The organism is Serratia sp. BIGb0234 (assembly GCF_024809915.1).
Classification (GTDB): Bacteria; Pseudomonadota; Gammaproteobacteria; order Enterobacterales; family Enterobacteriaceae; genus Serratia; species Serratia liquefaciens.
Window position 1 is genome coordinate 44,399 of sequence record NZ_JANUEI010000007.1, and the last position, 12,863, is coordinate 57,261.

A 12,863-nucleotide genomic window follows, 5' to 3' on the forward strand; every position below is an offset into this window, starting at 1 on the left:
TTGTCGCAAAGATTGCGTCAATGGCTGTGATAGGTGGGGTAAAGGCGCGGCAGGCCGCGCCCCGGAAGCTTATTCCGGCACTACCCAGTTCACCAAATGGTGGCCATTGCCTGACGGCACCAGGGTTTTGTGCAGCCATGGCAGCACATTTTTCATCTGCTGTTCCAGCTTCCACGGCGGGTTAATCACAATCATGCCTGAGGCGGTCATGCCGCGCTGGTCGCTGTCGGGTCTTACCGCCAGTTCGATCTGCAGAATATTGCGGATGCCGGTGGCTTCCAGGTCTTTCAGCATGCGCTTGATTTGCTGGCGCATCACCACCGGGTACCACAGCGCGTAGGTGCCGGTGGCAAAGCGCTTGTAGCCTTCCTGCAGGCCTTTTACCACGTCCTGGTAATCGGTTTTCATTTCGTACGGCGGGTCCATCAGGATCAGCCCGCGGCGCGACAGCGGCGGCAGTTGGGATTTCAACTGCTGGTAGCCATCGGCGCGTTGCACCTTGGCACGCTCGTCCTTCTGGAACTCACTGCGCAGCAACGGGAAGTCGCTCGGGTGCAGTTCGGTCAGGTGAATTTTATCCTGCGGACGCAGCAGCTGACGGGCAATCAGTGGCGAGCCAGGGTAGTAACGCAGCCTTTCGGTGCGGTTAAAGTTGTGCACTACGCTCATGTAGGCTGCCAGCTCTTGCGGCAGGTCATCACGTTGCCACAGCAGACCGATGCCTTCCAGGTATTCCCCGGTGCGCTCGGCGTGTTCACCGCTCAGCTGATAGCGACCTGCGCCGGAGTGGGTATCCAGGTACAGGAACGGCTTCTCTTTTTCTTTCAGCGATTCGATGATCAGGCTTTGAACGGTGTGCTTAAGCACGTCGGCGTGGTTGCCGGCGTGGAAACTGTGGCGGTAACTTAACATGGCTTGTGGTAATTCCTTGTGCTCCCGACGGAGCCTGCTGAACAGAATAAAGGCTTATATTCTGCACAGTATAAACTGTCTGGGCGGGAAAAAGTGAAATGCGTGACCTCAGCCCTTCAATCAAGGAGAAAGGCGATGACTAAAGCGGCCATTTTGGCTAAATACCCTGGCGCGTCTCGCTGGGCGTTCGGCGACAGCCCCATGCTGGCGGACGAGCTGTTGCAACGGGTGCTCGAGGGGCAAAAAACCGCCACCTGCTGTTCTTATCTTGCATATCGGCAAGAGCAAGAGCCGATGCTCGGGGATTACAACGTCGTGCTTGACGGTCGCGGCGAACCGGCCTGCGTCATCAGGATCCTGTCATTGAAGCTGACTCGCTATTGCGACGTTACGGCCGAGATGGCGGCACAGGAAGGTGAGGGGGATAAGAGCCTGGCGTTCTGGCGGCAGGGGCACCAGGATTTTTTTACGCGTGAAGGCACGTTCTCGCCCCAGATGTGGCTGGTGTTTCAACAGTTTGAGCTGGTTGAAGTTTTACAGTGATATCGACGGGGCCTCCAGGGCGTTGACCACCTGCTCACGCAACCAGCCATGGGCCGGATCCAGGTGCGAGCGTTCATGCCACACCATTACCATGTCATAGCCGGGTATTGCCAAGGGGGCCGGCCAGGTGCGCAGGTCGCCAAGCAGTTCGCCCAGCATGCGTGAAGGCAGCATCGCGACCATATCGGATCTCGCCAGCAGTGCGGGGATGAACAAGAAGTGCGGTAGCGACATCACTACACGCCGCGCTAATCCCTGCTCTTCCAACAGCGTGTCAATCAGGGTGCGAAAACCGCCGCCGTCTTGCGAAACCATCACGAACTCCAACTGACAAAACTGCTCCAGCGAAGGGGGGCTTTGCAACAACGGATGGTCACGGCGGCTTACCAGCAGGTACTCCTCGCGAAACAACTGCCGGTGGCGCAGCTCGGCGGGGGCTTCTTCCCGGGACAAAAAACCGAGGTCGATCACGCCGTCCGCCAGATCGCGACTCATGTGTTTCGGCGATGCTTCGCGGATCGCCAGGCGGGATTGGGGTGCTGCCTGCCGCAGTTTGGGCAGCATCGGCAACAGGATGGCATATTCGGCGGCGTCGGCGGCGGCCAGTTGCCAGATCATTTCAGCCAGCAGCGGATCAAAGGGGTGTTCCGGCGCCAGCAGGCGGCCGAGGTCGGCCAGCGTCTGGCGCAGAGGCGTCAACAGGCTTAGCGCGCGCGCCGTGGGCAACATCCCTCGCGGGCCGGGCAGCAGCAGGGGATCATGGTAAATCTCGCGCAGTTTGGCCAGTTGAATGCTGACCGACGGCTGACTCAGATTGAGGCGTGCCGCCGCCCGCGTCACGTTGCGTTCGCTGAGCAGCGCTTCCAGCGTGACCAGCAAGTTGAGATCGACCCGCTTTAAATTGTTGATAACTATTCCTCGTATTAAATCTATCAATTTCAACTATAGCGCCAATCCTCCTACCCTGGAACGGACGTCGGAAAAGCCGGCGAAACCATAACGGATGAAGGAAGAGACGATGAAACTGAGCGAGTACGTTAGCTACGACGCGCTGGGGTTGGCAGCATTGGTACAGGCGGGTGAAGTCAGTGCACAAGAGCTGCAGCAAACGGCGAGGGCTGCGGTTGAGGCGGTAAACCCGGCGATCAACGCGGTGGTGGAGCATTGGCCACAACCTCTGTGGGAGAGGCGCGGCCCGCTGTCAGGCGTTCCCTTTCTGATCAAGGATATCGCCATCAGCATGGCCGGCAAGCGTCTTGAATTGGGAAGCCGGTTGGCGCAGGGGCAGATTGCCGCGGAAGACAGTTATCTGATGCGCAATATCCATCGCGCGGGGCTGGTGACCTTTGGCCGAACCACCACGCCGGAGATGGCGTTCAGCACCACCACCGAAGCGGTGCTTTACGGTGCTACGCGCAATCCCTGGAACCTTGATTTCAGCGCGGGAGGTTCCAGCGGCGGTGCTGGCGCGGCGGTTGCTGCCGGGGTCGTGCCTATGGCGCATGCCACTGATGCTGCAGGCTCTATTCGCGTGCCTGCTTCGTCCAATGGGTTGTTCGGCCTTAAACCGACGCGCGGCCGGGTATCACATGGCCCGGCGATGGATGAAGTGTTCAACGGCTTTGGCGTTCAATTGGGGCTGAGTCGCACGGTACGCGACAGTGCCGCTTTACTGGATGCGCTACAACATCCCCATCCCGGCGAACCTTATTACACGGCACCGCAGCCAGAAAGCTGGCAGTCACAGGTCACCCGCGAGCCTGGTCGGTTGCGTATTGGCATGATGACTCAGGCGTGGAATGGCGGGAAAACTGCACCACACATCGTTCAGGCCACCAACGACACCGCAGTGCTGCTGAGCGAGCTGGGCCATCAGGTCACTGAGGCGGAGATGCCGATCGGCGTCAGCTGGCAGGAACTGGTATTCGCCAATGCGCAGATCTGGTGCGCCAATCTGGTCGGTTGGGTTGAGGGGTTGAGCCAAACCACCGGACGCGCGATTTCAACCGACATGCTGGAGCCGGAAACGCTGGCCTGTTACCACTACGGGTTGGCCGCCAGGGCGGTGGATATGGTTGCGGCGCTTGAGGTGCGTAACCGGGTGACTCGTGCCGTGGGCACCTATTTCCAGCAGTACGATCTGTTGTTGACCCCGACCATGCCTGACTTGCCCTGGCGCATTGGTCGCTACGGTACCGGAACGGCGGATATGAGTGGCCTGGAGTGGACCGCGCATTTATTTGATCATTCACCGTTCACGCCGGTGTTTAATGTGGCAGGCGTGCCGGCGATGTCGGTGCCGCTGGCGCATGATGCGCAGCATAATCTGCCGATAGGCATGCAATTTGTTGCCGGTTTTGGCCGCGAAGATCAATTGCTGCGGTTGGCAGGGCAGCTGGAACGGGCAGCGCCGTGGCATCAACGGCGTCCGGCCGTTTGGGCGGGAAATGCAGGGGAATAGCAGTCAAAAGGCAAAATATCCGCTATGTTGCTGAAAGGCTTTTTACGGCGGGCTCTTGGCTCGCCATCCCATTCAGGAGGAGACGATGAGCTGCATCTTTTGCGAAATGGTGGCGGGCAGAGTGCCGTGCCATAAAATTTGGGAAGACGAGAGTCATATGGCGTTCCTTTCCATTTATCCGAATACCGAGGGTTTCAGCGTAGTGATCCCCAAGGCGCACTATGAGAGCTATGCCTTTGCGTTGCCGGACGAGGTACTCAGCGAGCTGATGTTGGCGACCAAGCGGGTAGCGCAGTTGCTCGACCGGGCGTTTGACGACGTGGGCCGCTGCGGCATGGTGTTCGAAGGTTTTGGCGTCGACCATGTGCATGCCAAGCTGATCCCGATGCACGGTACCGCTGCGCTGGAACAGTGGCAGCCTATCGAATCGACCTCGGCGAAATTCTTCGACCGCTATGAGGGTTACCTTTCGTCCCACGACGCGGCGCGCGCTGACGACGAGCATCTGGCCGTGCTGGCCGCGAAGATCCGTCAGAGTGCGGTTTAAGGCACTATCTATCAATGCCGGGCCATTGATTTTCCTGCCGCTTGGCACCATGTTAGATATTCATACGCATTTTAAGGCCTGCCCGTCGTGGCGGGCCCCAACGCTAATCAGGACTGCCCTATGACAAATCCGTTGCTGACTCCGTTTTCCCTGCCGCCGTTTTCCGCCATTCGCCCAGAAGATATCGTGCCTGCGGTGCAATCCGCCTTGGACGACTGTCGCGCTGCGGTAGAGCGCGTTGTCGCGCAACCGGGGCCATTTACCTGGGATAACCTGTGTCAGCCGCTGGCGGAGTCTGACGATCGCCTGTCGCGCATCTGGTCGCCGGTCGGCCATCTGAACTCGGTGAAAAACAGCCCGGACCTGCGTGCCGCCTATGAGCAGGCGCTGCCGTTGCTGTCTGAGTACGGCACCTGGGTAGGGCAACACGAAGGGCTATACCAGGCTTACCGTAGCCTGAAAGAAGGCGAAGCCTTCAATCAACTGACAGTGCCGCAGCGCAAGTCGGTAGAAAACGCGCTGCGTGATTTCGAACTGTCGGGCATTGGCCTGTCGCCGGAAAAACAGCGTCGCTATGGCGAGATTGTCGCTCGCCTTTCCGAACTGGGTTCCACTTACAGCAACAACGTGCTCGACGCCACCATGGGCTGGAGCAAGTTGATCACCGATCAAGCCGAACTGAGCGGCCTGCCGGAAAGCGCGCTGGCTCAGGCGATGGCGCAGGCCAAAGAGCAGGAAGGCTGGTTGCTGACGCTGGATATGCCAAGCTATCTGCCGGTGCTGACCTATGGCGATAATCGCGCGCTGCGTGAAGAAATGTATCGTGCTTTCGCTACCCGCGCCTCCGATCAGGGGCCAAATGCCGGCAAATGGGACAACAGTGAAGTGATGGCGGAAACGCTGGCGTTGCGTCACGAATTGGCCCAGTTGCTGGGCTTTGACAGCTACGCCGACAAGTCGCTGGCGACCAAAATGGCGGAAAACCCGGAGCAGGTACTGGGTTTCCTGAGTGATTTGGCCAAACGCGCCCGTCCGCAGGCCGAGCAGGAACTGGCGCAGCTGCGTGCCTTTGCCAAACAGCATTACGGTGTGGATGAGCTGGAAGCCTGGGACATCACCTATTACGGCGAAAAACAAAAACAGCACCTGTTCTCGATCAGCGACGAGCAGCTGCGCCCCTACTTCCCGGAACAACGTGTGGTACAAGGCCTGTTCGAAGTGGTGAAACGCATTTATGGCATCACTGCCAAAGAGCGTAAGGATGTGGATACCTGGCATCCAGAAGTGCGCTTCTTTGATCTGTTCGACGCTAACGGTGAGCTGCGCGGCAGCTTCTACCTCGACCTGTATGCCCGCGAAAACAAGCGCGGCGGGGCCTGGATGGATGACTGTGTCGGTAGCCTGCGCAAGGCCAACGGCGAGCTGCAAAAACCGGTTGCCTATCTGACCTGTAACTTCAACCGTCCGCTGGGCGACAAGCCGGCGCTGTTCACCCATAACGAAGTGACCACGCTGTTCCACGAGTTCGGCCACGGTCTGCACCATATGCTGACCCAAATCGACACCGCCGGTGTTTCCGGTATTAGCGGTGTGCCATGGGATGCGGTCGAACTGCCGAGCCAGTTTATGGAAAACTGGTGCTGGGAGCCGGAAGCGCTGGCGTTTATCTCCGGCCATTATCAAAGCGGTGAGCCGCTGCCGAAGGAGATGCTGGACAAGTTGCTGGCCGCCAAAAACTACCAGGCTGCGCTGTTCATCCTGCGTCAGTTGGAGTTTGGCCTGTTCGACTTCCGCATGCACGCCGAATACAGCCCTGAGAAAGGTGCGCAGATCCTGCCGACGTTGGCAGAAGTGAAAAAAATGGTGGCGGTTGTGCCTTCTCCAAGCTGGGGCCGTTTCCCGCACGCTTTCAGCCACATCTTTGCCGGCGGTTACGCGGCGGGTTACTACAGCTACCTGTGGGCAGAAGTGTTGTCGGCAGATGCCTATTCGCGCTTTGAAGAAGAGGGGATTTTCAACGCCGAAACCGGTAAATCCTTCCTCGACAACATCCTGTCGCGTGGCGGTTCCGAAGAGCCGATGGAACTGTTCAAACGCTTCCGTGGCCGTGAGCCGCAGCTGGATGCTATGCTGCGCCATTACGGCATTAAAGGATAACCCCACCGGTGAGCGTGTGTTTATTGTGTGAAGAAGGCGCCGATCCCGGCGCCTTGTCTATTCTGGCGGAACGCTGGCAGTTGGTTTCGGACGACGACGCGACGATGGCGCTGGTGCTGACGCCGCAACGTCTGGAGTTGCGTAAGCGTGACGAACCCAAGCTGGGGGCGATCTACGTCGATTTCATTTCCGGCACTATGGCGCACCGACGCCGCTTTGGCGGCGGGCGTGGCGAAGCGGTGGCGAAAGCGGTCGGCATCAAGGGCAGCTATCGGCCAAACGTGGTAGACGCTACGGCAGGGCTGGGGCGCGATGCCTTTGTGCTGGCCTCGCTGGGCTGCCGGGTGAGGATGCTGGAGCGTAATCCGGTGGTGGCTGCCTTGCTGGACGATGGACTGCAACGCGGCTATCAGGATGCGGAAATCGGCCCATGGCTGCGCGAGCGCATGACTCTGCTGCATGCCTCCAGTCTGACGGCGTTAGCCGAGCTCGACTCACCACCCGAGGTGGTGTACCTGGATCCTATGTACCCGCACAAGCAGAAAAGCGCGCTGGTGAAGAAAGAGATGCGGGTGTTCCAGTCGCTGGTGGGCAGCGACGACGATGCCGATGGTCTGCTGGAGCCGGCACGCCGTCTGGCGACCAAGCGCGTGGTGGTTAAACGGCCGGATTACGCTCCACCATTGGCTAACGTGCCCGCGCATGCGGCCTCGACCACCAAGAGTCACCGTTTCGATATTTATATGCCCTATCCCCTTCATACTTGAGGCTGTATTTGTGTTGGCTGCATTACTACTCGGCCCGTCCATGGGCCTCGCCCCTTAACGGGGCCAACGCAAACGTTGTTCAAATCTGTTCCCGACAGATTTGTTGTGCGCCCCAGTCACTTACTTGAGTAAGCTCCTGGGGACTTACAAACTTGCCACCTTGATACAACGCCAATTATTTAGGGCATAGAGGGCGAAATAGGGAGGTATTCATTGATCCACCTCCCAATTTTATTTTTTACCTTGCAAAGATACTGGCAAGCTTGTGTTCCAGATCGCATGATTCCTGTTCGTTCCCCTTCCTATAATTAGATGATAATGAAGAAGACACTCCTTACTGTTTTGCTTTGCCTGGGTACCTCTGCAATGGCTTCTGAACCAGTCAATATCACCATCCTCGGCACGTCCGATCTGCACGGTACCTTTGTGCCCTGGGATTATTCGACCGACACCGAAAACCTGGCCGGCAGCCTGAGCCAAATCGCCACTCAGGTGCAACAGGTACGGGCGAAGCAGCCCAACGTGATCCTGGTCGATGCCGGCGACACCATCCAGGGCAACTTTGTCGAGACTTTTAAAAACGACAAAACCAGCCCGATGATCCTCGGGTTTAACGCGCTGGACTATGACGTCTGGGTGATGGGTAACCATGAATTCGATTTCGGCCTCAAACCGCTTTCCACCTCACTGAACCAGTTCAAGGGCACGGCATTGGCCGGCAATATTCTGTGGGAGAGCGGCAAACCCTACCTGCCGGCGTATAAAATCATTGAACGTCAGGGAGTGAAAATCGGCATTATTGGCATGGATACGCCGATGACTGCAGAGTTTGCCAAAGGCACCGACCGGGTGAAAGGGCTGAACTTTACCGATCCGGTGCAGGCGGTGAAGCAGGTCATTCAGCAAATTCAGGGTGAAGTGGACGCTATCGTGCTGGTGGCGCACATGGGCATCGACAACGAGAACCAGCGCCCTGGTACCGGCGTTGGCGATATCGCTCGTGCGAACCCGGAACTGGCGGCGATCGTCGCCGGGCACATGCACGTAAAAGTCGATAAAGAAGTGATTAACGGCGTGATCGTTACCGAACCGGACAAATATGGCCGTGCGCTGTCGCGCATCGATTTGCAGTTTGAGCAGCATAACGGCAAGTACGTGCTGATCAACAAAGACAGCTATACCTACCCAATCAAAGGCATCGCGTCGGATAAAAAGCTGGAAGAGATTTATCAGCCTTATCACAAGATTTTGCGCGCCAACGCCAACCGGCCGATTGCCCAGCTCAGCGGCCAGGATCTGGTGCCACCGGATGCCGTGAAGGGGATCCCGCAGGTACACGTGCAGGATACCGGCATCAGCAAACTGTATCAGGAAGCAAGCCGTTACTATGCGCCGAAGGCGCAGGTGATCGCGCTGCAGATTGATAATGACCGGCCGAAATTAAACGTCGGTACCATTACGGCCAAAGATATCGCCTTCAATTATCAATATGCCGGCGGCGAGATCACCGTGTACCAACTCAGTGGCAAAGAGCTGAAGAAGTACATGGAATGGTCGGCGGGCTACTTCAATCAGCTGCAGGACGGCGATGTCACCTACAGCTTCAACCCGCAGCGCCGCGCGTCCAAGTATTCCACTAATGATTTCTTCGATGGCGTGACCTATAAAATCGACCTGCGCCAACCGGTCGGGCAGCGCATCCGTGATTTGCGCATGGCCGACGGCACGCCGGTGACTGACAGCACGCCGATCCGTCTGGGCATGAACAGCTATCGCATGGGGCACCTGACGCAAAAAGGCGGCGCGCTGGAAGGCATGCAGTTCCCGGTATTGTCGGACAGCAAGGCTGAATATGGCGAAGAGGCCGGAACCATCCGCAACCTGACTATCCGTTATCTGACCGAAGTGAAAAAAGGCCAGTATCAGGGACAGGCGGTGCAGCGCTGGCAGTTGGTTGGGTTGGAAGGCTACGAGCGTGAGCGTAAAATCGTCGAAAAACTGCTGAACGACGGCAAAATCAGCGTACCTACCAGTGAAGATGGGCGCTACGGCAATGTCGCGTCGTTCAACGTGAAGCCACTGCTGATCGGCGAGCCGAAGGCCCGTCAGCAGCAACAGGCGGCATTGAAGGCAGAAATGGCCGCCGCCAGCGATCCGGTGGCGAAAAAACGCCTGAGCGATCGGTTAGTGATTCTCGAGGCGATTAACAAAGCCTGATAGAGATAATGGGCTCGGCGTAGGTATGCTGAGCCCTACCAACAACACCCGTGGATTACTTCCCCTGCAGCAAGCGCTTGCCGACGTCACCGCCTGGGTGTACCGCCAGCAACGTTTCTTTGTCGTAGCCACTGCGTTCCATCAGGCAGGCACAGGCCGCGTCGAAGATTGCCAATACCAGCACGATAGACGTTGTTGCCAGCATATTCAGTGGATCTATCTCATTTTCTACCCCGGTGCGGATCACCAACCGTGCTGCTTTGGCGATCGCCGAATCCGGATTTTCCGTCACGCCGATCAGCGGCACACCCTTGGCCTGCAGCGTTGGCAGCAGGCGGGTCAATTCGTCGGAATTTCCACCGCGCGAAATCAGAATCATCAAATCATCGCTGCGCAACAAGCCCAGATCGCCGTGTGCTGCATCGGTGGCGTTCAGGTAGATGGCTGGCCGTTCCACGCAGGCCAGCATATGGGCTATCTTGCGTGCCGCAATACCGGAAGTCCCGACGCCGGTGACCACGATTTTCCCCCGGCACTCGGCCAATGCCGTCAGCAACCGTTGCCAGCTTTGTGCGTCGATGCGCTGGCTCAGCTGTGCCAGTTCCCGGCTGTAGATTGCCCAGGCTTCAGTGGCCCGCTGCCATTCCTGCTGCATCAGGCTTCCTCCTGCATCAGTTGGCGGTATTTCATGTGGTCGTTATACAGCTCATGGAACACGCGGTATTTACGGTCGTAATAGCGTTTGATTTTGTTGGTCTGTGGCGTCACGGTTTTACCGATGCGACTCATGGCGCTCATGGCTTCCGGCAGCGTGTCGTATACCCCGGCCGCCACCGTGCCCATCATCGCTCCCCCCAACAGCATCGCCTCGCTCTCTTCCGGTAACAGCATGGCGCAGCCGGTGGCATTGGCATGTTCCTGCACGAAAATCGGGTTTTTGGTACCGCCGCCGCTGGCCATGATGGTGTCGATGCTGTAGCCACTTTGGTTCATGGTTTCAATAATATGGCGGGTACCCAGCGCAATCGCCTGGATGGTCGCCAGATAATGCAAGGCCATATCTTCCGGGGTACGCGACAGCTTCAGCCCGGTCAGAGTACCGGTCAGCGTCGGGTTGGCACGTGGTGAACGGTTGCCGTGGAAATACGGCAGCATATGAATATCCTGGGTGAGGAAGGCAATCTCCTCCGGTTCACCTGCCATGCGGCGCAGCAGGGCATTCAGCACTTCATAAATCGTCTGTCCCTGGGTTTTTGCCTGTGCCAGCAGCTCCGGGTAACAAGGATGCGACTGGATCACGTGGTCAATCAGCGCACCGGTGGCGGACTGGCCGCCCTCGTTCAGCCAGTATTCCGGCAGGATCGCCGAGTAATACGGCCCCCATACGCCGCCAATAAAACGTGCGGTACGGGACATCGCCATATGGCCGGTGGAAGTACCGCCAATCAGTGCAACGCGGCGGTTAAAATCTGCCACTTCACCGGAAACCCCGGTAGCGCCAAGCGTGCCGAGCGTCCCGGCGTGGGCGTCAATGATCGAGACGCTGACCGCCGTGCCGGCAATCAGGCCCATTTCACTGGCGGCACGCTGGGTGAGGCCGTGGCCGAGCGGTTCGCCCATCATTTTGACGTCGCTGCCGATCTTGGCGGCATCGTGCTCCAGCACGTCTTCCAATCCAATCTGTTTGAAATAGCTTTTGTCCCAGCGCTGTTCATGGCCGAGATAGGTCCATTTGCACACCGTCGAACACAGTGAACGGGTGGCGTCCTGGGTGGCCCGCCAGGTGAGGAAGTCCGGCAGGTCAAACAGGTAACCGGCATTGGCCCAGGTGGTCGGCATATGCTGTTTCAACCACAGCATTTTGGGGGTCTGCATTTCCGGCGAAATGATGCCGCCGACGAAATCCAGCACCCGGTGTTTGGTGGCGTTGATGCGTTCGGCCTGGGTAATGGCCCGGTGATCCATCCACACGATGATGTTCTGCTCGGTGCGGCCGGACGGGCTGACGGTCAGCGGTTGGCCCTCTTTGTCCAACACCACCAGAGAACAGGTGGCGTCAAAACCCAGTCCTTTAACCTGAATCGGGTTGATGTCGGCCTGGTTGACCGCATCGCGCACCGCGTTGCACACCGCCTGCCAGATATTGTCCGAAGACTGCTCAACGAAGTCCGCTTTCGGACGATACAGGTCGATGGTTCGGCTGGCCTGCCCGACCATGTGACCGTTGAGATCGAATACCCCTGCGCGCGCACTTCCGGTGCCTACATCTACGCCAATAAAATAGCTCGCCATTGTTTTTCTCCAGTCAGGCTTTTCGATTCTGTAATGCGATAAACAGGATCAGCACACCGCCCCACAGGGCCATGGTCAGATAGCTGCTGACGCCCAGCAGGTTGAGGCCGCTTTCCAGCATTTGCAGCACAATCAGCGCCAGCACCAGACCCAGCACCCGGCCAAACCCACCGTCCGGGTTAATGCCGCCCAGCACCGAGGCCAAAATGGTCACCAGCAGATAGGATTCGCCGTAACCGGCCTTGGCCGAGTTGAATTTGGCCATCATCAGCAGCGCCGCACCCCAGCCGAGCAGGGCGGACAAAATATAGACCGCAATCTGTACCCGGGCGGTGTTTACGCCGCTAAAACGGGTGGCTTGCTCGTTGGAGCCAATCAGATACAGGCTGCGTCCGAGCGTGGTGTGCTCCAGCAATAGCCACAGGCCAACGGATACCAGCAGGAACAGCAGCAGCGCTACCGGAATGCCGAGCAGACTACCGTTGCCGAGATACTGAATCGCCGCCGGGAAGCCGGAGATCACCGCGCCGTTGGACAGTAGAATATTCAGGCCGGTGATCAGCGTCATGGTGCCGAGCGAAGCGAGGATGGGCGAAACGCCAATCCAGGCGACCAGCACGCCGTTAAGCGCGCCAATGGCGACGGCGACAAGCAGCCCGGCCAGCAGTGCCAGCGCCAGAAACAGCGGTTGGTCCGGGTGGCTGACGATAATGGCTGCCATCACCAGCGAGCAGGCGTTGGCACCGGCGATAATCGACAGATTGATGCCGCCGGTCAGCATGGTAATGCCCATACCGAGCGCCAGCATGCCGAGGATCGGAAGCTGCGAGGCGATCGACTGGAAATTGCCGAGGCTGAAGAAGCGCGATCCGAGCAGCCCGGCGAACAGCAGCGCCACGGCGATAATGATCGCGCTCTGCAGGCGGATGATCCGATCGTTGGGGATCAGACGGGTTAACTGGATCAT

Annotated in this window: 11 protein-coding genes; 6 read left to right on the forward strand and 5 right to left on the reverse strand. The window is 58.3% G+C overall.

Annotated elements, in window-relative coordinates; all coding sequences use genetic code 11:
* Nucleotides 1-69 precede the first annotated feature (69 nt).
* Nucleotides 70-912 (reverse strand): 23S rRNA (adenine(2030)-N(6))-methyltransferase RlmJ, encoded by an 843-nt coding sequence (locus M2407_RS21075; protein WP_020837454.1) that lies wholly within the window; start codon nt 910-912, stop codon nt 70-72.
* 135 nt (nt 913-1,047) lie between these two features.
* Here M2407_RS21075 and M2407_RS21080 point away from each other — a divergent pair, with 135 nt between their 5' ends.
* Nucleotides 1,048-1,455: an ASCH domain-containing protein gene (locus tag M2407_RS21080; protein ID WP_259219582.1), complete on the forward strand. Its 408-nt coding sequence runs from the start codon at nt 1,048-1,050 to the stop codon at nt 1,453-1,455.
* On the opposite strand, the gene M2407_RS21085 is transcribed toward M2407_RS21080, so the two are convergent.
* Nucleotides 1,447-2,364 (reverse strand): LysR family transcriptional regulator, encoded by a 918-nt coding sequence (locus M2407_RS21085; RefSeq protein WP_259219780.1) that lies wholly within the window; start codon nt 2,362-2,364, stop codon nt 1,447-1,449. The two genes, M2407_RS21080 and M2407_RS21085, sit on opposite strands and share 9 nt — an antisense overlap.
* Before the next feature lie 109 nt (nt 2,365-2,473).
* Here M2407_RS21085 and M2407_RS21090 point away from each other — a divergent pair, with 109 nt between their 5' ends.
* The 5 genes from M2407_RS21090 to M2407_RS21110 all read left to right on the forward strand — a co-directional run bounded on the left by M2407_RS21090 (nt 2,474) and on the right by M2407_RS21110 (nt 9,604).
* A complete protein-coding gene (locus M2407_RS21090; protein WP_259219584.1) occupies nt 2,474-3,916 on the forward strand; it encodes an amidase in 1,443 nt (480 codons plus the stop codon).
* Nucleotides 3,917-4,001: 85 nt separating this feature from the next.
* Entirely contained in the window at nt 4,002-4,463 is a 462-nt protein-coding gene (locus tag M2407_RS21095; protein WP_046374935.1) for an HIT family protein, read from the forward strand.
* 120 nt (nt 4,464-4,583) lie between these two features.
* On the forward strand, nt 4,584-6,620 hold the full coding sequence (gene prlC / locus M2407_RS21100) for an oligopeptidase A (protein ID WP_259219588.1): 2,037 nt from the start codon (nt 4,584-4,586) through the stop codon (nt 6,618-6,620).
* Nucleotides 6,621-6,628: 8 nt separating this feature from the next.
* Entirely contained in the window at nt 6,629-7,387 is a 759-nt protein-coding gene (gene rsmJ / locus M2407_RS21105) for a 16S rRNA (guanine(1516)-N(2))-methyltransferase RsmJ (RefSeq protein WP_128865301.1), read from the forward strand.
* A 318-nt stretch (nt 7,388-7,705) separates the two neighbouring features.
* The gene (locus tag M2407_RS21110; RefSeq protein WP_259219597.1) at nt 7,706-9,604 is read left to right on the forward strand and encodes a bifunctional UDP-sugar hydrolase/5'-nucleotidase; all 1,899 of its coding nucleotides are present in this window, start codon (nt 7,706-7,708) and stop codon (nt 9,602-9,604) included.
* 55 nt (nt 9,605-9,659) lie between these two features.
* Here the strand turns inward: M2407_RS21110 and M2407_RS21115 are convergent, their stop codons facing one another.
* Genes M2407_RS21115 through M2407_RS21125 form a run of 3 tightly spaced genes read right to left on the reverse strand, consistent with a single transcriptional unit; the run spans nt 9,660 to nt 12,863 of the window.
* Nucleotides 9,660-10,259, reverse strand: a complete 600-nt coding sequence (locus tag M2407_RS21115) for an SIS domain-containing protein (protein WP_130016910.1) — start codon at nt 10,257-10,259, stop codon at nt 9,660-9,662.
* Nucleotides 10,259-11,896 carry an FGGY-family carbohydrate kinase gene (locus M2407_RS21120; protein ID WP_020837444.1) on the reverse strand — a complete coding sequence of 546 codons (1,638 nt, stop codon included), beginning with the start codon at nt 11,894-11,896 and terminating at the stop codon, nt 10,259-10,261. The genes M2407_RS21115 and M2407_RS21120 overlap by 1 nt, the downstream gene beginning before the upstream one ends.
* A gap of 13 nt (nt 11,897-11,909) precedes the next feature.
* Entirely contained in the window at nt 11,910-12,863 is a 954-nt protein-coding gene (locus tag M2407_RS21125; protein ID WP_020837442.1) for an ABC transporter permease, read from the reverse strand.